Annotated in this window: 18 protein-coding genes; 8 read left to right on the forward strand and 10 right to left on the reverse strand. The window is 38.0% G+C overall.

The features are described from left to right. The 4 genes from EDC37_RS12700 to EDC37_RS10780 form a co-directional block, all read right to left on the reverse strand. Positions 1–66, reverse strand: a 66-nt coding sequence (locus tag EDC37_RS12700) for a helix-turn-helix domain-containing protein (protein ID WP_424449997.1), incomplete at its 3' end; no start/stop codon positions are given. Beyond that, the gene (gene tnpA / locus EDC37_RS10770) at positions 63–458 is read right to left on the reverse strand and encodes an IS200/IS605 family transposase (RefSeq protein WP_132551266.1); all 396 of its coding nucleotides are present in this window, start codon (positions 456–458) and stop codon (positions 63–65) included. The genes tnpA and EDC37_RS12700, both read right to left, overlap by 4 nt. Before the next feature lie 335 nt (positions 459–793). Next, the gene (locus EDC37_RS10775) at positions 794–1,777 is read right to left on the reverse strand and encodes a hypothetical protein (RefSeq protein WP_132551201.1); all 984 of its coding nucleotides are present in this window, start codon (positions 1,775–1,777) and stop codon (positions 794–796) included. Between the two features lie 27 nt (positions 1,778–1,804). Next, a complete protein-coding gene (locus tag EDC37_RS10780) occupies positions 1,805–2,860 on the reverse strand; it encodes a hypothetical protein (protein ID WP_132551203.1) in 1,056 nt (351 codons plus the stop codon). A gap of 304 nt (positions 2,861–3,164) precedes the next feature. Here EDC37_RS10780 and EDC37_RS10785 point away from each other — a divergent pair, with 304 nt between their 5' ends. The 3 genes from EDC37_RS10785 to EDC37_RS10795 all read left to right on the forward strand — a co-directional run bounded on the left by EDC37_RS10785 (position 3,165) and on the right by EDC37_RS10795 (position 7,170). Then, complete coding sequence (locus EDC37_RS10785; RefSeq protein WP_132551205.1) at positions 3,165–5,189, forward strand: LTA synthase family protein; 2,025 nt, start codon at positions 3,165–3,167, stop codon at positions 5,187–5,189. A 94-nt stretch (positions 5,190–5,283) separates the two neighbouring features. After that, positions 5,284–6,390 carry a redox-regulated ATPase YchF gene (gene ychF / locus EDC37_RS10790; protein ID WP_132551207.1) on the forward strand — a complete coding sequence of 369 codons (1,107 nt, stop codon included), beginning with the start codon at positions 5,284–5,286 and terminating at the stop codon, positions 6,388–6,390. Between the two features lie 57 nt (positions 6,391–6,447). Next, positions 6,448–7,170: an SIMPL domain-containing protein gene (locus EDC37_RS10795; RefSeq protein WP_132551209.1), complete on the forward strand. Its 723-nt coding sequence runs from the start codon at positions 6,448–6,450 to the stop codon at positions 7,168–7,170. 134 nt (positions 7,171–7,304) lie between these two features. Here the strand turns inward: EDC37_RS10795 and EDC37_RS10800 are convergent, their stop codons facing one another. The 3 genes from EDC37_RS10800 to folP are packed head-to-tail and all read right to left on the reverse strand — an operon-like array spanning position 7,305 to position 10,063. Continuing rightward, positions 7,305–8,381 (reverse strand): iron-containing alcohol dehydrogenase family protein, encoded by a 1,077-nt coding sequence (locus EDC37_RS10800; protein ID WP_132551211.1) that lies wholly within the window; start codon positions 8,379–8,381, stop codon positions 7,305–7,307. Continuing rightward, positions 8,378–9,229, reverse strand: coding sequence for a 2-amino-4-hydroxy-6-hydroxymethyldihydropteridine diphosphokinase (gene folK, locus EDC37_RS10805; protein WP_132551213.1), 852 nt, complete (start codon positions 9,227–9,229; stop codon positions 8,378–8,380). The genes EDC37_RS10800 and folK overlap by 4 nt, the downstream gene beginning before the upstream one ends. Before the next feature lie 21 nt (positions 9,230–9,250). Beyond that, on the reverse strand, positions 9,251–10,063 hold the full coding sequence (gene folP / locus EDC37_RS10810; RefSeq protein WP_132551215.1) for a dihydropteroate synthase: 813 nt from the start codon (positions 10,061–10,063) through the stop codon (positions 9,251–9,253). Positions 10,064–10,476: 413 nt separating this feature from the next. Between folP and EDC37_RS10815 the strand changes: the two genes are divergently transcribed. The 3 genes from EDC37_RS10815 to EDC37_RS10825 all read left to right on the forward strand — a co-directional run bounded on the left by EDC37_RS10815 (position 10,477) and on the right by EDC37_RS10825 (position 14,180). Further along, positions 10,477–12,186, forward strand: a complete 1,710-nt coding sequence (locus EDC37_RS10815) for a diguanylate cyclase (RefSeq protein ID WP_132551217.1) — start codon at positions 10,477–10,479, stop codon at positions 12,184–12,186. 158 nt (positions 12,187–12,344) lie between these two features. Then, entirely contained in the window at positions 12,345–13,292 is a 948-nt protein-coding gene (locus tag EDC37_RS10820) for a phosphodiester glycosidase family protein (RefSeq protein WP_132551219.1), read from the forward strand. A gap of 9 nt (positions 13,293–13,301) precedes the next feature. Next, positions 13,302–14,180, forward strand: coding sequence for a hypothetical protein (locus EDC37_RS10825; protein WP_132551221.1), 879 nt, complete (start codon positions 13,302–13,304; stop codon positions 14,178–14,180). Positions 14,181–14,420: 240 nt separating this feature from the next. On the opposite strand, the gene EDC37_RS10830 is transcribed toward EDC37_RS10825, so the two are convergent. From EDC37_RS10830 to EDC37_RS10840, 3 genes are read right to left on the reverse strand one after another with little or no spacing between them, the layout of a single operon-like run. Next, entirely contained in the window at positions 14,421–15,326 is a 906-nt protein-coding gene (locus tag EDC37_RS10830) for a dihydrodipicolinate synthase family protein (RefSeq protein ID WP_132551223.1), read from the reverse strand. Between the two features lie 56 nt (positions 15,327–15,382). Beyond that, positions 15,383–16,729 carry a gluconate:H+ symporter gene (locus tag EDC37_RS10835; protein WP_132551225.1) on the reverse strand — a complete coding sequence of 449 codons (1,347 nt, stop codon included), beginning with the start codon at positions 16,727–16,729 and terminating at the stop codon, positions 15,383–15,385. Positions 16,730–16,766: 37 nt separating this feature from the next. Beyond that, positions 16,767–18,740 carry a YjhG/YagF family D-xylonate dehydratase gene (locus EDC37_RS10840; RefSeq protein WP_132551227.1) on the reverse strand — a complete coding sequence of 658 codons (1,974 nt, stop codon included), beginning with the start codon at positions 18,738–18,740 and terminating at the stop codon, positions 16,767–16,769. A gap of 609 nt (positions 18,741–19,349) precedes the next feature. On the opposite strand from EDC37_RS10840, the gene EDC37_RS10845 reads away from it, so the two are divergent. Then, entirely contained in the window at positions 19,350–20,105 is a 756-nt protein-coding gene (locus EDC37_RS10845; protein WP_132551229.1) for an IclR family transcriptional regulator, read from the forward strand. 330 nt (positions 20,106–20,435) lie between these two features. Continuing rightward, positions 20,436–21,005 (forward strand): nitroreductase family protein, encoded by a 570-nt coding sequence (locus tag EDC37_RS10850; protein WP_132551231.1) that lies wholly within the window; start codon positions 20,436–20,438, stop codon positions 21,003–21,005. Positions 21,006–21,071 lie beyond the last annotated feature (66 nt).

Below are 21,071 nucleotides of genomic sequence, written 5' to 3' on the forward strand. Positions count from 1 at the left end.
AAACATTATTTTTTGTTCAGTGGTTGGATAAAGTCTGTATCGGTATGCCTTATTCACAATAATCACCTGCCTTGATTTTCTATGTATTTCCGAATTATCTCGATAGGAGCACCGCCTGTTGTCAGCAAACAATAGCTTCTTGACCAAAACATCTCTTTCCACAGCTTATGCCTAACCTCTGGAAAATCCTTTTTGATTAGCCTTGAACTGGCACTTTTGTAAGCATTGATGAATTTCGAGATCTCCGTATTAGGGTGAGCACGGAACATAATATGTATATGGTCTTGGTCGTGGTTCCACTCTTCTAGTGTGATTTTGTATGACGAGCCTATGCGAACAAATATATCTTTAGCATATTGGCTCATTTGGTCAGAGAATACCCTGCGGCGGTATTTTACCACCAAGACAAGATGGTAATAGAACAAGAATACCGAATGGTTATTATTATCTAATTCCACTGTATAATCAATCCTTTGTCTTTTACGACTGATCATACTACAAAATAAGACAAAAAGCAATCGTGTGACTCAATTACTTGCGTAAATTCGCCACACCCACCTTCATCCCCCACCTAAGAGGTAGCGGACTTCTTGCGGGTTAGGTTAAAATGATTTTTTTCGGAAAACATATCTTTTGGCTGATGCTATATTTTTATCGTTTTTATTTTAAACAAAGGCAGGAAGAGAAAGCATTAGGCGAATGGAGGTAATTTATTGCAAAAGGAAAAGGACAGAAATTTTTCTGTCCTTCCTTCAAGCATAACGCTGTTTAATTAGTTGGAAAGCATCGCGTGTTATAGTGTATCAGACGATGCGGGAACTGGTGGGACAGCAGCAGACTGGGCATTAGTATTAGCCGGGGCTGCTGGTTTTGTTTCGACAGGTTGATAACGGTTGACCCAGTCAGGATGGTCAGCTACGTATTGTTTTATTATGCGGAATTCCATATCTTCCTTGCTGTCAGGAACAATAGAAATATATTGCCCTGTTAAAGTCGCGTTTTGGTCTTGCCATTTATCGGCAGCCGTCCAGCTGGAATATGAAGTTAATTTATAACTATACGTCGCAAGGTTGAACACTTTCTTATAAAAGTTGATTTGGGTCACGGCGCTTGTGCTGTTATTGCGCGTTTCTTGCCAGATCCAGACGAAGACATCGTCGCCGCGTTTGCGTATTGTGGTCGTGTCAGCTGTGGATGAAGAAGCCATGCCAGCATTTATCTGCCGCCAAAGTGTAATCCAGCGGTCATTAGCTTTGGTGCGTGCGGTTTCCCCTTTACCAAACACCTGATCGACAATAGCATCATAGAAATTTTCGTCAAAGGATTGTGAATTGATTTCTTTTAAACGCGGTTGGGCATATTTATGCGAGACAAGGACATTGCCGTTTTTATCGTAAAAAATTTCTTCTTTGTAATCGAGTGTGCGTCCCTGTGGATTTATTTCAATAAAAGCCAAACTGTAGCTTAATACTGCCGGGTTGGGGATTTCTTTGGTAAGATTCATTGCCGGAACGGTTTCGGCTGCTCCCGCAGGTGTATAAGCTGTTTTTATCCAAGCTTCAATGCAGGTGGGAGTACCATTGCTGTCCCTGGTAGTTACGCGTACTCTTTCCGGTGTATAAAATTTACCGTATCTTTCATCAGAGGCTATCCATGTCCAGGTGGTTCCTCCTGTGCTTTTTTGTGTTGTTTGGGTTGCTTGGGCATGGAGCAGGGATGGCGAAAAGGTCATAAATATAAACAGGGAAAATAAAAGGCATAAGAATGAATTTTTCAAAATACGTTCACCTCAGGCTAAATAATTTTAAAATAACAGGGACATCATAATAAGGATGAGCAAAATCAAGACGGCAAATATGCCTAAGCAGCCGGATTTGTCAGCAAGTTTTTTTCTGTCATGCTCTACAATGATATTTGGTAATTCATTTTTGGGTGAATATATGGGCAGATCAGCTGTAGCTTTATTTTCTAAATCGGGTATTTTTACTATTTTATTTTTTAATTCAATAGCTTTGCTGGGGACGAATCTATCATTTTTAGAGATGATAAAGACAGCAGGAGCCGGTTTTGTATTTTTGGCAGTTGGGTTGGCAGCGTCTTTATTTTTAGCTGTTGCAACAGGAGCTGCTGCGGGAGCTGCGGCTTGGACAGGGGCAGGCTTAGCAGGGGCGGATAATCCGTCATCCTTTAAGGCACGCGGTTGATAGTTGGCATCAAAATAGTCTTCGATAAAAGCTGTCGCTGCTTTATAGGCAATGGTGCGAGTTCCACCAGCCTTGTATCCGGCAGGCAATCCTTCAGTTGAGCCAAAGGTACAGAGATGCTCTCCTTTATAGTTGTTGATTGAGCGGAAAAGGCGGGCATCATTAGCGGCAATAGCAGCAAATTTATAGAAAATATCTTTGTAAGGATGGGTATCTAGGTTCGTTTTTTTATCACCGGACAAAAATCTGTATACAGAAAAGACAAAAAAAGCTGATTTGCTTTCTGGTGGTAAGTTTTTGAAAGTGATGTTAAAGAGTGCTTTGTTTCCAATATATTGGGAAAAGTAAATATCCCATCTTTCGGCAAAAGCGATAAGCCCGGCAGGTGGCGCAATATCATCTTTTCGTTCAAGCAGGCTGATTACGTCATCACTGCTTGCCTTGACAGGAATGGTAATACCGGCAGACGCAGCCTGTTCAAGTAGTTTTTTAGAGGGCGGTTTAAAATCTATTTCTTCACATATGAAAGGTGGCAGGAGTTTTTGTGTAATGGCCTTTTGCTTTGCGGCTACATCCGAGCGTGCTATAATGTCGAGAGTCCGCATGCGTTTGGTCATGTAATGCTTGCCTTTTACTTTAAATCTATGCCAGGCCATGAATGTATTTTCCTTTCCACAATTTTAACTCTTACTATAATATATATTTTCAGGATAAAGTGATGCTAAGTTTATTTTAACATAAAGAGTTTATTTTCGATATCTTTTAGAATATTATATTGAAAAATACATTGCTTAGCAAGAATTATACTAATAATGGTATTTTAATTTACACGTGGTGCTGTCCGAAAACTGAAAATTGTTATGGTGGAAAATTGCTTAAAATAGTGTCTTGCTTAGCAGGAAATGATATGTTAATATGTCACATGTCGATTCTAACTAAATAGGAAGGACACATAATATTATGTTAAAAAATTTTTCATTAACAGATGCGAAATGGAATAGTTTTTTTACCTTTTGGGTAAAAGGTTTAAAATGTTATATATTTTTCTGGTTGATATTATCCATTTTTAGAATAATTTTTATAATCGATATGCGCGATTATATGTCGGAACAAAGCAGTACTGCTGATATAATAAATGCATTGCTTTTAGGTACGCGGATGAGTATGCAGACTGTTGGCGTGATGACATTGGTCGTTCTCGTGGCACTGCTTGTGGGTAGTATCTTTGTTAAGCGGTGGGGACATAGGTTGATGAATACGGTGGTGCTGCTGCAACTGCTGGTTGCCTGTGTTTTGTTTGCGGCCAGATTTCCTTACTATCGTGTTTATCACAGTAGTTTTAATAAGATGCTTTTTACCGCAGCGCATGAAGATTGGTCAGCCCTTTTTTGGACGATGGTGGAACAATTTTCTTTGCCGGCTAGATTGCTCGGGGCAATTTTGCTAACGGCGGCGTTGTTTTTTTTATGGAAAAAAATTTTAGCAGCAAATTGGGGCAAAATACTACCTGTATGCTGCCGTTTACAAAGTAAAAAGGGCAGAGTCCTGCTTTTAGTATTGGTTTTTGTGGTGGCACGGTTTTCTTTGTTCAGTGGCAGCTGGAACTGGCAGACTCAGATAGACTGGGAAAATTCAGCGATAACGAAAGATGAATTTTTGAATGAGTCCATTCTCGATGACGGACAGGCAATTTATCGTGCTTATCGCTTGGAACAACGGAATTCCGGCAGTAATGGTTTGAGTTATACAGCCGAAGATGTGAAGAAGTTTGCCACTGCATTAAGTGGTAAAAACATTGATAGTAACAACCTTGATGACTATTTGGTAAAACAGTCACAGGGTGCAAAAATAAAGAAGCCGGAACATATATTCTTGATAATTTCCGAAAGCTATGCAAACTGGCCGCTTTTGGATGATTATGCGCAACTGCATATAGCCGATGGCATGAAGAATCTCATAAGCCAGGATAATACAGCTTATTGCCCGTCTTTCCTGCCGAATGGTTCCAGTACAGTGAATGCATTGATGGGTATAGTGACAAATCTTGCTGATGCCAATCTTTATCTGACTACAAGGGTCGATGAAATGAAGCAGCCGTATTCTACCGCTGTAGCACCGCAGATGAAAAAACTGGGCTATACGTCCAATTTTTATTATGCAGGCCCGTCTTCATGGGAAAACATAGAGAAATTTACAAAAGCACAAGGCTTTGCTAGTTTCTATGGCAGGAGCAACCTGACCGAAACATCTAAGGGAAGTGTTTGGGGAGCAGATGATAAAGATTTGTATGATTTTGTGCTTGCCAATACTGACCCGCAAAGTTCCTTCAATGTTATTTTAAACGTATCAAACCATTCTCCTTTTGAAGTGGATTTACAGGCAAATGCTTTTCCTGCCGGACAGGTAGAAGGAGCTCTCGCACCGCAATACCAAAATGACGATCAACTGTTAAAAGAACTTGGCCATTTTTGGTATGCAGATAAAATGCTAAAATATTTCATTGATAATATGAAGGCCAAATATCCGGATAGTCTCTTTATTGTAATAGGAGACCATGCTGACCGTTATAATGTAGAAAAATCACCTACTATGTATAGACGTTATGGGATTCCGTTTATTATTAGCGGTAATGGGATTAGCAAAAACCTTATTCCTTCAGACGCTGTAGGCAGTCAGATTGACGTATTCCCTACACTGGTTGAGTTGATAGCACCAAAAGGTTTTACTTATTATTCTGTAGGTAAGAGCCTGACTTTAGGTAATAAAACGGGTGCAAATTACGCTTTTGGCATAACAGATGGTTATATAGGAAAAACTGAAGATGATCAGTTTATGCCGGAACAATTCATAGACGGGAAAACACCGCCTGATCCGGCAGCTGTTTTGCAATATGCTGATGCCATCAGGGCTGTTTCATGGTGGAAAGCGGAATATGGCAACAATATAGACGATGCGGCGGTAAAACTTGCGGCGGGTTCGCGGTAAGGCAGTACTTTTAATTTTATGAGGAGCAATGTATAATAGGATAGAATGAAAAATTCGACTGAAGAAAAATGACAGTTATGAAGGGGCAATTATTTTGAGTAATTTGGAAGTTGGAATCGTCGGCCTCCCCAATGTAGGCAAAAGTACATTGTTTAATGCTATCACGAAGGCAGGTGCTGAAGCTGCCAATTATCCTTTTTGTACAATAGAACCTAATGTCGGCATTGTCGATGTGCCGGATAAACGGCTCGAAGTACTGCACAAGATGTATGAATCAAAAAAAACTACACCGGCGTCTATTCGTTTTGTTGATATAGCAGGGCTCGTAAAGGGTGCAGCTCAAGGAGAAGGTCTTGGTAATAAGTTCTTGTCGCATATACGCCAAGTTGATGCTGTGGCACATGTCGTGCGCTGTTTCAATGACAGCAATATAACACATGTAGAAGGTTCTATTGATCCTTTGCGTGATATAGAGATAATCAATACGGAACTTTGTCTTGCCGATATGGAAACAGTGGAAAAGCGCCTTGAAAAAACTACAAGGGCCGCTAAGAGTGGGGCAAAAGAAGCTAAAGCCGAAGAAGCAATGCTGAAGAAAGTTTATGAAGTGCTTACTGACGGCAAACCCGCGCGCCGTGTTGAACTCAGTGATGATGAAGAAGTTATGCTACAGGAACTGAATCTGCTGACGATGAAACCGACGTTATTTATAGCTAATGTAGCAGAAGATGAAGCTGCCACTGCCGATAAGGAAAATCCTTATGTGCAGAAGGTCAAAGAATATGCAGCACATGAAAATGCTGAAGTCGTTACTATTTCTGCCAAAGTGGAAGCAGAAATTGCAGAACTGGATAAAGAAGAAGCAGAAGAATTCCTAAAGGAACTGGGGCTGACAGAATCAGGCCTTGACAGGCTGATAAAAGCGGCATTTAAACTGCTAGGTCTTTTGACTTTTCTGACGGCCGGCCCAGATGAATGCAGGGCGTGGACTATCACAAAAGGTACAAAAGCGCCACAGGCAGCGGGAAAAATCCATACGGATATCGAACGCGGTTTTATCAGGGCTGAAATAGTGTCTTATGATGATCTGGTCGCGGCAGGCAGTACAAATGCAGCCAAGGAAAAAGGGCAAGTGCGTCTTGAAGGAAAAGATTATATTATGCAGGACGGCGATGTTACTTATTTCCGTTTCAATGTTTAAACTTTTTCACAATTATGTAATGGTATATTTATATTTTATTTAAGGAGATGAACAGTTATGAAGAAATTGTATGCAGCTTTATTGATGGGTGTTTTTGTATTTTGTTTTTCGTTTGGTCAGGGAGCAGTCAGTGCCGAAACTATGCGGAATGAGCCGAGGACAATAAGTGTGCAGGGAAATTCTGATTTTGCTGTTGCACCTGATCAGGTGTCAGTTGAAATCGGAATAGAAACCACCAGTAAAACGGCGCAGGAAGCAGCACAGTCAAATGCAGCCGTGATGACAAAGGTACAAAATGCCCTTTATGGAATAGGTTTAACAGAAAAAAATGTAAAGACATCTTCCTATGATTTTTATCCAATATATAATAAAGATAATGATCAGGTCATAGACCAGTATAGAGCCAATAATACTATTACTGTAACGGTTAGTGATATCAGTCAGGTTGGTGGCATCATAGATACTGCTATAAAGAATGGAGCCAATAATGTCAATTCAGTAACATTTGAGTTGAAGGACGCCCAAAAATATAAAGAATCTGCCTTGAAATCGGCTATTCTTGATGCCAAGGGAAAAGCAAAGGTTATTGCCAGTGAACTTGGGAAGAATATCGTTAACGTAGTTAGCGTTACTGAAGGCAATGTATATATAGAAAATTATCGCGCTTCAAGTGATATTACAATGAAGAGCATGAATGTTGAAATGGCAGCACCGACACCGGTAACTGCAAAGAAATTGGATGTATCAGCAAAACTTTCCGTTGTTTTTGAGATTGATTAAGTAAATATGTATTTAAATTAGCGCGGCTGTTTAAAGGCCGCGGCTAAGGTAAGTAATGGTTTCTTATTTATAAAGGCTAAGGATGACCTGTGTCCTTAGCCTTTTCGTGTGCAGAAAATACTTAGAAACTGTGTTTATGATTGATTGCGGTGGTATTGTTCCAATTCGTCAATTGCTCTTTTTATTTTTGCTTCGGTTATTTGGTAAGGCGCGTAGGTTATGTATTTATCCGCGGCTATGCCAGCAATGAATTTGGTAAGCATTGGTTGGGATACTGTTATGTCAGCAAGACAGAGGGGCAGGCCAACCTGTTTGTTGAAATTGTATACTTTGTTACGTTCCTGTAACTGCGCGTCAAGTGTGAGCAAAAACAATACGCCGTAAGACACTATTTCACCGTGCATATGCTTTTCACAGCCGGGCAACTGGGTGCGGGAAATATAGACGGCATGTGCCATACTGCTGTTGTAGCAGTTATTTACCAGAATTGATACTAAGCCTGTGTTGATGATGATAGTCAGCACAGTTTGTTCAAAGGCATCTGTATGGGCATTGTGGGAAGCGTCACTGAGCGCCTGCTGGCCGTATTTCAATAATTGGGAAGAACAGTTTCGGCTGATTTGCAGACCAAGGGCGTTTTTGTGGTCGGTGGTGTCACCGCGGGAATTGAAACCGGCTTCATATTGCTTGGATAGGGCATCGCCAATGCCTGCCCGAAAGTATACTAGCGGGGCTGCTGCTATTATTTCCGTATCAATAAAGGCATGCAGGGCAGGATGCTTGCCAAAGTAAAATTCACCAAAAGAACCGTCTTCATTATATAATATGCATAATGAAGTGACGGCCGCACAGTTGGAAGCAATGGTCGGAAAGGTAAAAACAGGTTTGCCGAGTTTATCCGCTGTCGCTTTTGCTGTATCGACAGCTCTGCCACCACCAACAGCAAATATCATGTCGGCTGCCTTTACTGCGTCTTTGGACAGCAGAGTGGTAATATTTTTGTGGGTGGCGTTGCCACCGTACCAGATAAAGTCTGTTATTTTTAAAGGAGAAGACTTTAAGACTGCAAGAAGTTTTTCTTTCGCTTTGGCGATAGCAGTTTCACCGCCGATGACGACAATGGTTTTGCCAGCGCTGGAGCAAACTAACGGAATTTGTTTATAGGCATCGGCGCCAACTGTATAGTTTGGCAGAAAGACAGTTGAATTCATAATGGTTTACCTTCTTTATATAGATGTAATTGATCAGGCGGAAGAGCAGCATATAATTCCTGCATGGATTTTTGCAGAAGGGGATGCAGCTTATAGGGAGCCAGTTCCACCATGGGTTTTAGTACGAAATCACGGTTTATCATGTCAGGATGAGGAACAATAAGTGTGGCAGTGCGGATTATTTCGTTATCGTAAAATAATATATCAAGGTCTAATGTGCGCGGCCCCCAATGGACAGTGTGTTTTCTTTGGGCGGCTTGTTCGATTTTTTGCAGCAGGGAAAGCAGCTCTAGCGGGGTAAACAATGTGTGTAGCAATACTGCTCCGTTGAGAAAGTCATCCTGCTCAACACCACCGTAAGGGGTGGACGAGTAAAAAGAGGAAACAGAGTCTAGTTGGATTCCTTCCGTCTGGCGGAGGGTGTCAAGCGCAGTGTTTATATATTTTTTCCGGTCACCAAGATTAGAACCAAAAGCGACAAAAGCTTCATGCCAGCTGCGGGTAATGGTGACTGACACATATTGCAGGGGTAATCCTATTGGTGCACTGGGTTTTTTTATGGTCAGGGATATTTTTTTCAGTGGCGCAAATTCGATCAGGATTTGTTCGGCAAGCTGTTCAGCGGCAGCTTCAATGAGTTTTACGGGATGTGTCCTTGTATATTCATTTATAAAGTGGCAAATAGCGGCGTAATTGATTGTCTTTGTAATATTATCCCCCATACCGGCAGCATGCAGGTCAAGGGAGAGCTCAGCGGATATGAAAAAGTTTTGGCCAAGGACTCCCTCTTCAGGTGAAAGTCCATGATAAGCGTATACGCTGAGATCCTTTATTGTTATAGTATCCATTTTTCTTTCCTTTATAATTTATTACAGATGTGAAGTGAGAATGGTTTCGGCCATTTTTACAGCGCGGTAATTGGCTTTTACATCATGCACACGTACGAACATATAATTATTGAGTACTGCCATCACCGTAGTCACAAGTGTTCCTTCAAGACGCTGTTCAGTAGGCAGGTCAAGAGTAAGACCGATAACGGATTTACGCGACGTGCCAAGCAGTAAAGGTAGCTTGAGTTCATGCAGGATAGCCATGTGTTTGAGTAGAAATAAATTATCCGCATAGTTTTTGGCAAAACCGATACCTGGATCAAGGATGATTTTAGCGCGGTCAATACCGGCATTATCAGCAATTTGCAGAGTCTGGCGCAAATCAGTAAGCACATCTTGCAAATAGTTTTTATAATTTTTATCATGACGGTTATGCATTAGGCAGCAAGGCAGGTCGTTTGCAGCAATAACAGCCGCCATTTTTTTATCGTATTTTAATCCCCAGACATCATTTACCATGTCGGCACCAGCAGCTATGGCAGCTTTGGCTACTGCGGCTTTATAAGTATCAATGGATACGGGAACGGCAAAGTCCTTTTTTATTTTTTCAATTATGGGACAGACACGGTTGATTTCTTCTTCCTCGCTTATTTGGATGTGGCCGGGTCTGGTGGATTCACCGCCTATGTCGATTATGTCGGCACCGTCCGTGATCATTTCTGCCGTGTGGACGAGAGCTTTGTTGATGCTGTTGAATTTGCCACCGTCAGAAAATGAATCGGGGGTTACGTTGAGTATCCCCATAATGTAAGTTTTATTTTCAGTGAGAAAATTTTTGTTGCCGATTAACAACGTCGAAGCACTTCCTTTAATTTAATGTATAGGTATGTTAGATGTTATTTTAGCTCAGCTGTTATGGGTACTGCTATATAATAAACGCAACTGCTGTAATGCTTCTGGGCAAATAGATTTCTGTTTAGATGTAAAAATTATCGGCTGAATAAATGTATTCTGTGAAATGATAAAATTACCTGCTATAAATAAATTTTTCTACGACAGCAGCAATGTGATCTATTAGGAAGTTTGTTGACTTTCTTAATACGGATAAATATAATTATCCTTACAGTAATAATCATATCATTGAAAATGTAATTTGGGAACAGCCGGTGGCTCTGCGCTGGAAATTTTTCCGGTATAGGACAGAGCTTTTGGTTATAAAGGCAAAATGCTTGAGCACTGTAAATAAATTCCAGGAGAGGCATTAAATGGAAAAAATGCGTGTACTGCACATTGTAAGCGATAAAAGTTTTGCGCAAAAAATACAGAAACTTGTCGAAGCAAATGGTTTTTCTTATGTACAGCTTTGCTTTGGTCGAGAAACAGACGAGGTTTTCGATGAAGTGTTTGCTGAAACTGAGTATAAACTGATTGTCCTAGATCAATTTGCGCCGTCGTTACCAGTGCGGGAACTGCTTGCTAAAATAAAAGCTAAAAATTTAGACGTACCTTCTATTATTGTTGTTTCTGCACAGCATGATTTTGAAAAGGAAAAATATTATTCACAGCTTGGTATTATGGCTCATTTTACGAAAGCTGATTTTGATGAAAAACGGTTTGCAAAGTATTTGCAGACAATTAAGGCGGAAGCGGAAAACACAGCCTTTTTAGAAGCTATGCGCATTGCCGTTCTCGATGACAGTAGGTTTAATTTGGATGTGATCAAGCAAATTTTTGCGGCCGCAGATATACAAAAGGTGGATTATTATCAGGATGCGGCGAAGTTTGTAGAAGAAAAAAAGCAGTATGATTTATATCTTGTTAATTTGGGAATGCCAGGTTATTGTGGTGAAGTGCTGGTTAATTATATAAGGCAGTTGAACAGTGAGGCAATCATTATATTGATGACAGCGCACGATAACAAACAGATAATAGCGCATTGTCTCAGTTTAGGGGCGGATGACTTCATTATGAAGCCAATAGATTGTAAATTGTTTATGCTCAGGATCAACTCATGTATTAATCACCATAAAATGAAAAAAGAGCTTATTTTGAAAAATAATGAGCTTTTAAAACTTGCAGAAAAAGATAATCTTACTAATATATATAACAGGACATATTTTACGAAGCGCTATAAGGAAAACTTCCTCGCAGCAAAGCAGGAAGGTAGTCCTTTTGCATTGATAATGACGGATATAGATGATTTTAAAAATATCAATGATGAGTATGGGCATCTTGAAGGCGATCATGTACTGAAAGAATTTACGGCTATCCTGCAAAATAATATAACAGCAGATGAGGTTGTCTGCCGCTGGGGCGGCGAAGAATTTATTACTATTTTAAAAACTGGTGATTTGGCAAAGGTAATGGCTGTTGCTGAAAAAATGCGCAGTGATGTGAACGCACATATTTTTAAAAGTGCGACTGGTTTGACGGCAAGCTTCGGTGTTGCCTGCTGGCGTGCTGATGATACGAAGGAAAGCTTATTGAGAAGGCTGGATAATTCCCTTTATCTGGCTAAGATTACGGGAAAGAATAAAATTGTTTGTGAAGAAAAAGTAAAGGTAATGGAAAACGGAGTACCTATTCAAATTGAATGGAGTCCGTTTTGGGCAAGCGGTAATGAAGAAATTGACAAGGATCACCGTAAGTTGGTACAAGATACTAATCAAATTATCGCCAATTATGTAAATAATGGTAATGATAGGATTGTTTTTACTACGCTTGCCAGAATTATCAAAAATATGCCTGGACATTTTGATACGGAAGAGCATATTATCCAACGTTTTAAATATGCAAATTATGAAGAACATAGGGAAAACCATCATGAACTTATAGCTAAGACAATAGATATATATAACGCTTGCCTTGCGCATAAATACAGTGCAATGAAGGTTGTGGAATTTATTGTTCAGGAGATATTGGTGGGGCATATCGTTAAAAAGGATTTTGGTTTTTATGATATTTTTACAAAATAAAAAGCTGCTGGCTATAGCAATGAATTTAACATAATTTACAATAATCGTATTGCAAAGTATAGTCGATAATATTATAATGCAAAAGGCAGTCAGTAGTTTCATAATACAGTTACTGCTCTGTTTTGTTTGTAAATAAATACGATTTATTGAGGTAATAAATGAGGAGAAAAATTTTTAAAGAAATTGTAAAATTTTTTGCAGTAATGTTTATTTTATTTATCCTTACGGCGCCTGTACTGGTTTTGTTTGGCCCATTCGCGAATTTAAAGCGTACAGTTGTCGGTGCTATCTTACAAAGTAAACATCCACAGTATATAACATGGCTGTTTTCACAGGACGAGCTTGATAGAATAGTAGGAAAAAATGAAACCTCACAGAAGCAGGAACTGCTCAAGCTTACGGGGAATGCAGATGGATCGATAAAATTACATACTATTGAGGCGTCACGTTATAGAGGTTTTATATTGGAAATAGCTGACCCTAAGCGCGTACAGGTGGCAACTGCGGGACAGCTTGGCGAAAGAGGGGAAACAACAAGCAATATTGCTATTGATAATAAGGCTATAGCGGCAATTAATGCCGGTGGGTTTTATGATGACAATGGGACAGGGACAGGACGTAAACCGTATGGTTTTATTATACATAATGGGAATTTTTTGTTAGGGGAAGCCTCTCTCCCGGAAGAGGTTAATGAATTCGTCGGTTTCAACCAAGAAGGGAATTTACTTGTCGGCAAGTACAGTAAGAAAGAATTAGGACAAATGGGGGCACAGGAAGGAATTTCCTTTGGGCCGCCGCTCATATTAAATGGTAAAAAAATGATTACGAATGGTGATGGGGGATGGGGAATAGGTCCGCGCACAGCTATCGGCCAGCGCAAGGATGGGACAATTTTGTTCTTGGTGATAGACGGTCGACAACCGTCGTATTCTCTCGGTGCCACATTGCGTGATGCGCAGGATATCTTGTACGAGGAAGGGGCCTATACTGCTGCAAATTTGGATGGCGGTTCCAGTTCAACCCTATATTTTAACGGTGAGGTCGTAAATAAACCGGCAGATTTGCTGGGGGAACGGATGATACCAACAGCATTTATCGTAAAATAGGAGAGTTTTATGATTTTTTTCAAAAGAATATTCTTGGCGCTTATTTTAGTGCTACTTGTTCAATGTGGAGTCTATTATTATATTGATCAGGTAATGCTTACGACAACAGCAAATTTTCATATTAGTGAAGACAATAGTCCACAATCGATAACACCTGCTGAAGGTGAACAGGTTTTTTATTCTTATGATAAGAAGTTTGCGGCAAAGGTAGGAAATGATCAGGTCAGCATCTATAATATGGAGGATAAGTCGAAAGAGCCGCAAAATATTGATTTAGGTAGCTACAAACCGTCTTTTTTTGAATGGATGCCAGACCGTAATTTGGCGATTTTGGCTTTATACGGGAAAAATCCGAAAACTAAGGAATATGAAGTATATATCAGGCAATATAATCCGCTTATGCCAGATAATAAGACAGAAACAGAGTTGAAGGATGTCCCAAATGATAGTAAGGTCGTTGATGTAGCATATTCTACGGCAACCAATGTCGTTTATATGAAGCTGCAAGTGGCAGAGGACAAATTCCGTATATACCGTACAGATGCAAATTATGATACACGGCGCATTTCCGTACAAGCTGAAAAGATAGGCAGAATAGCCGTATTTGCTGATAAAGATATCTTTTTATATGATAATCTAAAATCAGGAGAGGTCTATATGTTTGACGGCGGAAACGGTAGTTGGAGAGTTATATCACCGCCAGGAAGGTTCAGACTTGTTGGCGTGGAAAATGAAAATATTTTTATAGCAAAATATGATAAAAAAGATAATAATGCTGTTCTTGCGACATATCAGGGGAAACTCGGTATTGGTTTTGAAAAAACTTTAGCTTATGAAAAACCGGAAGATTTTTCGAACATAACATTGGATAAAATACAGAAGTTGTAGGAAATACAAAATTACGGTTCTATACTAAATGTTGGGGTAAGCAAAAATTCAAGCTTACTCTAACATTATTTTTTTACAAAAAAAGAGCATAAAACCAAAAATCCTTTGCGATTAAAGTCCCACAACTCAAAAAGAGGATTAATATTTTATGCTCAATAAAATTATATAATGGATTGTTAAATTTAGAAGGGTTTGATGTAATAAGGATAGTAGATAATCATTGACGATGAACCAACCTAATTATATTTCATTTGGTAAAACCTCATTTAAAATATGCTGAACATTATGATATTCTTCATTTGTAATGGTAATTCCAGGAGCTCTAGTGTATGTGGAAATATCTAAGCCACGAATTTTAACTGCAGCTTTGATTGCTACAATAAACAAATCTGTCACATCATAAATTTGCATTAATTGGGATACTAATTTACCATAGGTCATTGTTGCTTTGAAATCATTTGCTTCATAAGCAGCATGATATTTAACAAATAATTGAGGGACAACGTTTGTTAAACCGCATAAAACACCATCACCACCAGCAAGACGATTGTCTAAATAATATTCATCAAACCCAGATAGTACAGAAAAATCTGGACGCACTGATTTGACAGCAGTAATTAATTTACGCGTATGACTGATTGTATCTACAGTGTCTTTTATGCCAATAATATTTGGATGTGATTTAACTAATGAAACAAGTGCATCTGATGTTATATCTGAGCCAACGCGAGCCGGGAAGTTATATATCTGTATTGGAATAGAAACTTGTTGTGCTATTTTTCCGTAATAATCAATAATGCTTTTTTCTGTTGGTCCAAAATAGAAAGGTGGAACAATATTGATAATATCAGCTCCAACCTTTTCAGCATAGGTGGCTAATTCTATAACATCCGTCCATATTGTACTACCAACACCGATGAGTATTTGAGAACGGTGGTGTACTGTTTTTACAGCAAGATCAATAAGCGCTTTTTTTTCCTTTATGGAACAAGCATAGAACTCTCCTAAGCTACCCCCAAATAATAAGCCATTAATACCAGCATCACATAAATGATTAATATGTTCTTCCATATGTTCCATATCGATAGTTCCATCATCTTTCATAATTGTGATAACAGGAGTGTAAATCCCTTTAATTTTTGTCATTTTAATTTTCCTTTCTTAATTCATAATATATTATGAATCTATACCTAAAATTTTTATTATACAAAAATTTCTAATAATAATATAAATAACAATCCACAAATGGCTTGTATTGTAGACATTAATGTCCACGTAAAAAAAGTTTCTTTCATGGTTAGTCCAAAATATTCTTTAACCATCCAAAAAGCGGCGTCATTTACATGTGAAGCAATAGTACTTCCAGCCCCTGTAGCTAATGTGACAAGTGCTAAATTTGCATCATATGTACTCAAAAGTGGAATAATTAATCCTGATGTAGAGATAGCTGCAACGGTTGCAGATCCTAGTGAAATTCGTAGAATTGCAGCTACACACCATGCTAAAATAATGGGAGAAACTGAAGAACCTTCGAATAATACAGAAATATATTGTCCTACACCGCCATCAATTAAAACTTGTTTAAAAGCACCGCCTCCACCGATAATAAGTAACATCATGGCAATAGCAGCAACTGCTGTTGAACAAGAAGTCATTATATGTTTTACTGAAATATTCCTTTTTATGCCCATTGTATACATGGCTACTAAAATTGAAATAATCATAGCAATAGATGGCTTTCCAATAAATTCAATCAAATTGAGTATATATATTCCTTTAAAATTAATAAAATCGGCAACAATCGTACTTATTGTGCCACCCATCATTAAAATAACAGGGAGCATTGCTGTGAATAAGCTTATACTAAAGGAGGGTAATTCCTCATTTTTGAATACAGTTGTTGTGCCTAGCGTTGAAATATTTCCATTTCTTTCGAAAGCATTGGGAATAATTCTTTTGACAATTTTAGGGAAAAGTAGTCCTGCAATAATAACTGTTGGGATTGCTACTATGATCCCATATAATAAAACAGTACCAATGTTAGCACCATATTCTCCAGCAATTACAGTGGGTCCTGGATGAGGTGGTAAAAAACAATGTGCGGATAGTAATGAAGCTGTCATAGGAATACCAAGATATAGAGGGGCTATTTTCATTTCTTTGGCAATAGAAAAAATAATTGGTAATAAAAGAACTAATCCTACTTCAAAGAACATTGCAATACCAATAATAAAAGAAGCAATTAACACTGCCAATTGGATTTTTGTGGTTCCAAATTTATCAATTAAAACCATAGAAATTTGCTGTGCTCCACCAGCATCTGCAACAAGCCGTCCTAACATAGCACCTAATCCAAAAATTAATGCAATATGTCCTAACGTTCCACCAATACCTGCTTCAAGTAATTGAGCTATATTGTTTAAAGGAATACCGAAACAAATGGCAGCGAAAATAGAAATAATTAGTAATGATATAAAAGTGTTCATTCGGAATTTTGAGATAAGTATGATTAATAATACAACAGCACAAGCTGTTATAATTAATGGCATATAGATGTCACTCCTTTAGACACTGTGTGTCAAACTATTATTTTATTTCTAACGCTTTTTTCCCCGCTTGCAATACACTTATGATTTTGTCGACATTATACACTGCTCCACTCCAAGTGCCACCGCTTATGTCTTGTAATGCTGCCCATAACCGTGTATCATCAGGTAAATCTTTGTCCGGGTGTACTGCTGGGTTAGTTTCCCTTTTGGATAGCACTTCTGCACCTTCTTCATATGTAAGGCGTTGTTTTTCAGTGCCAATAAAGTTTATACTGCCTTCCAACTTGACAGTGTCTACAATGATTTCTACGATGTCACCATTACGCAATTTCCCTATGGGACCACCAGCTAGTGCTTCTGGTCCGACATGACCAAAACAAGCTCCTGTTGATACACCAGAAAATCTGGCATCTGTAATTAATGATACATGTTTGCCAAATGATAAATGTTTGAGTGCGGAAGTTAATTGATAAGTTTCTTCCATTCCCGATCCTAAAGGGCCACCACCTATGACTATCATGATATCGCCGGCATGTATATTATCATTTTTTAATGCAATGATAGCATTTTTTTCTGATGTAAATACTTTAACTTTTGCGGTATGACGAAATACATGATCATTGTCAATAACACTAGGATCAATAGCAGTAGATTTTACTACAGATCCTTCGGGAGCAATATTACCTATTGGAAATGTCACAGTAGACCCAATTTTCTTACATTTTGCCTGCTCAGGACTGAAAATAATATCAGTATCACGTATATTATCTAATTCTTCTAATCTTTTTTTACATTTTTGACGACGTTCTGATTGTTCCCACCAATCAAGGTTTTCGCCTAAGGTATTACCGGTTACCGTCATGACCTCTTCATGAAGAAGTCCTTTACTGCGTAAATGTAGCATTACCTCAGGGACTCCACCAGCTAAAAACACATCAACAGTAGGATAATTAACAGGCCCTATTGGAAGTACGCTGACTAAACGAGGGATTTCTTTGTTTATTCGTGCCCAATCGTGTACTGTAGGTACAGTACAATTCGCGGCAAATGCGATTGCTGGTAAATGTAATAATAAGTTTGTAGATCCACCAAAAGCAGCGTGTATAATCATAGCGTTTTCAATTGCATGATCTGTTAAGATATCTTTTGTTGAAATATTTTTTTGTATCATATCCATTAACGCAAAAGCAGATTTTTTTGCTAAGTCTCTCCAAATTAGTTCACCTGATGGAGCTAATGCAGAATGCGGTATAGCTAGACCAAGACCTTCAGCGACAACTTGTGATGTTCCAGCAGTTCCTAGAAATTGACAACCGCCACCTACACTAGCACAAGAACAACAACCTAAACGAATAGCGTCTTTAAAAGAAAGTTCGTGATTGGCATATCGAACACTAATTGTTTGTACTGTTCCTAAGTCTTCTCCTTTTCGAGGCATCAACGTAGCGCCGCCAGGTACAATAATTGTAGGTAAAGAATGCATGCTAGCTAATGCCATCATCATAGCTGGTAATCCTTTATCACAAGAAGCAACTCCCATTACTGCCTTCCTTGTGGGTAAAGAGCGGATTAAACGTCGCATAACGATGGAGGCATCATTACGGTAAGGAAGTGAATCGAACATGCCTGTTGTTCCATTCGTTCTACCATCACAAGGATCTGTTACGAATGTAGCATGTGGTACATAACCCAATTGTTTAAATGTATTAGCTGCTTCTGTTAACAAAGTTCCTAATTCAAAATGTCCTGGATGTAAACCTACGGCAACAGTATGTCCGTCATCGGTACGTATTCCTCCTTTTGTGCTAATAAGCATAATATCACCGTTAGCTAATGTTTTGGGATCCCACTTCATGCCCGCATTGACAGTCATACCGAAAATATTACCACTAGGTGATTGTTTCAAGAGCTCTGGAGTTAATGGTAGATTTCCATCTGGACCATCTGCATGTGTAGCTAGGTCTTGATACAAAGACGGATCTTCATTTTGGTATAATGTTTTTACTGTCATAATAAATTTATCCTTTCTATTATTTATATTTGTACGTATATAAGAATCAAATTATTTATATACGTACGATTTTCTTAGATTATAACACATAATCATATAATATGAAATAGTGTATCTCAAATATTTTATTTAAAAATGAAGGGTAAAATATCACATATATAATAATATTGAATAGATATTGTTAATAGTTTTTTATTATCTTGAAGAAATTTATTGAATTATTCTGGTTAAAGTAAGTGTATTAGATGACAATGATAATTCTGAATACATTAAGAAATGAGTATATTAATTGTGTTTTCAAAACGAGCTAAATAACCAGTTATAGAATGCATAGAGTCTTTAATAAACAATCTTTTTTCAATAGAAAAGTGTCTTAAAATATAAATGTTTATTTGTATCTAATGTCGTGTTATGATTATTATGTTTTATAGTAGGTATTTAGAATATTTTTTGTATATTATAAGGGCACTATGTATTCGTTATGTATTTAATTTTATTTTATAATTAAGCAAATAGATTATTAACTTTTATCTACATATGTTGTTATTTTTGATTTGTTGTAAAATATAATTAAAGATAAGTATAAGTTTTATGCAGGAGATGAATTTATTGGCACACAAACCAACAGAACGTGTCTTAAGTGTTTTGAGTTTACTTGCGACACACCCCGAAGGACTAACCTTGACTCAGATTACGAAACTTCTTTGTATCCCTAAAAGTACGCTTTTTCCGATTCTTCAAGAAATGGTGCAGGAGAAATTTCTCCATTTATCAGAAAAGGAGAATCTTTATTTTATTGGAATAGCAGCATACTGTATTGGAGCAGCATATGAATATGATAAAACGTTACTTCCTTATATAAAATCAATTATGAATAAAATTTCGCAAGAAATAAATGAAATGTGTCAAGTCGGCGTATTGGATGGGCCGAATATTTTGTATATTTTAAAGCAGGATCCAGATGTTGCACATACTATAAAAATTATTTCCTATATTGGGAAGAAACTGCCCGCATATTGTACAGCACTTGGTAAAGCTTTACTATGTCAGTATACATTAAAAGAATTGAAGAATTTGTATCCAAATGGTCTTGTACCACAAACAAAGAATACTGTTATTGATTTTGATAAATTATATAAACAATTGCAACTAATAAAAAGTACACAGGTTGCATCTGAATTTGAAGAAGTCACAGAGCAATTGTGTTGTTTTGCTGTACCTATTCGGTTACCAAATTCTCGACAATATGCAATGAGTATTAGTATGCCGTTATTCCGGGCAACAAAAGAAAAAATTGCGTTGGCCCAGAAACTTCTTTTACAGGCAAAATCATCTATTGAATCTTTTAATATGAGTGTAGATTAATATTTATACTCGAGTAGATAAATGAATATATTATCATGGTATAGTAAGGAAGTCGTAACACCTTTAGCTGATAGATTATAATAAAATTATAGCAAGTGATCAATTAAATAGTGTGTTGGAAAATATGCGACTTCATTAGAGTGGGGTTTTAGGATGAAGAAGATAGGTTAAAATGCTGTATATATGATTAAATATTGTAATAGATCTGTTGAGTTATTTTAATATTATTCAGAAATTACTTTAAAGGCAGGATTTTTAATAGATAATAGAGTAATATTGTGGCATAATTGTAAAGGAGTATTAATTGTATTTTAGAACGGAGTGTAAAATATGCTAAAGGAACTAATTGCAAAAAATCGTTCTTACAGAAGATTTTATCAGGACAAACAAGTAAGCCGGGATGTTTTAAAAGAGCTGGTTGATTTGGCTAGGCTTTCTCCATGTGGAGCAAACAGGCAGACATTGCGGTTTGTATTATCTGCGGATGAAAAGAAAAATGCGGCTATCAGTAAATGTATATTTTGGGCTGGTTACTATAAGGACTGGGATGGACCGGAAGATGGTGAAAAACCGAGTGCTTATATCGTTATTGTGCGGGATATATCAGCAGGTGGTGGTATGCCGCAGGACGAAGGAATTGCTGCGCAGAGTATTCTGTTGGGGGCAGTCGAAAAAGGAATGGGCGGATGCATCATTGCCAATATCAATAGAAAAGAATTGAAAAAAGTGCTGGCAATTGGGGACAAGTATGAGATCGCACTCGTTTTAGCAATAGGCTATCCAAAGGAAAAAGTCGTCCTTGAAGCCTTGGGGCAGTCTGGTGATATTAAATATTGGCGTGATGAAAAACAAGTACATCATGTGCCTAAAAGAAGTTTACAGGATCTTATTTTGGAGTAGATCTTAATATAGTTTTTAAATAAAAGCAGCGCCTATCTTTTTGGGATAGGCGCTGCTTTTATTTTT

Origin of the sequence: Pectinatus cerevisiiphilus (assembly GCF_004341685.1) — a bacterium.
Lineage (GTDB): Bacteria > Bacillota > Negativicutes > Selenomonadales > Selenomonadaceae > Pectinatus > Pectinatus cerevisiiphilus.

Bases quoted from the DNA above. Each gene is read 5' to 3' on its own strand.
- EDC37_RS10780 (WP_132551203.1), bottom strand. From the start codon at position 2,860: ATGGCCTGGCATAGATTTAAAGTAAAAGGCAAGCATTACATGACCAAA.
- EDC37_RS10785 (WP_132551205.1), top strand. From the start codon at position 3,165: ATGTTAAAAAATTTTTCATTAACAGATGCGAAATGGAATAGTTTTTTT.
- EDC37_RS10795 (WP_132551209.1), top strand. From the start codon at position 6,448: ATGAAGAAATTGTATGCAGCTTTATTGATGGGTGTTTTTGTATTTTGT.
- EDC37_RS10800 (WP_132551211.1), bottom strand. From the start codon at position 8,381: ATGAATTCAACTGTCTTTCTGCCAAACTATACAGTTGGCGCCGATGCC.
- folK (WP_132551213.1), bottom strand. From the start codon at position 9,229: ATGGATACTATAACAATAAAGGATCTCAGCGTATACGCTTATCATGGA.
- EDC37_RS10815 (WP_132551217.1), top strand. From the start codon at position 10,477: ATGGAAAAAATGCGTGTACTGCACATTGTAAGCGATAAAAGTTTTGCG.
- EDC37_RS10820 (WP_132551219.1), top strand. From the start codon at position 12,345: ATGAGGAGAAAAATTTTTAAAGAAATTGTAAAATTTTTTGCAGTAATG.
- EDC37_RS10825 (WP_132551221.1), top strand. From the start codon at position 13,302: ATGATTTTTTTCAAAAGAATATTCTTGGCGCTTATTTTAGTGCTACTT.
- EDC37_RS10830 (WP_132551223.1), bottom strand. From the start codon at position 15,326: ATGACAAAAATTAAAGGGATTTACACTCCTGTTATCACAATTATGAAA.
- EDC37_RS10835 (WP_132551225.1), bottom strand. From the start codon at position 16,729: ATGCCATTAATTATAACAGCTTGTGCTGTTGTATTATTAATCATACTT.
- EDC37_RS10840 (WP_132551227.1), bottom strand. From the start codon at position 18,740: ATGACAGTAAAAACATTATACCAAAATGAAGATCCGTCTTTGTATCAA.
- EDC37_RS10850 (WP_132551231.1), top strand. From the start codon at position 20,436: ATGCTAAAGGAACTAATTGCAAAAAATCGTTCTTACAGAAGATTTTAT.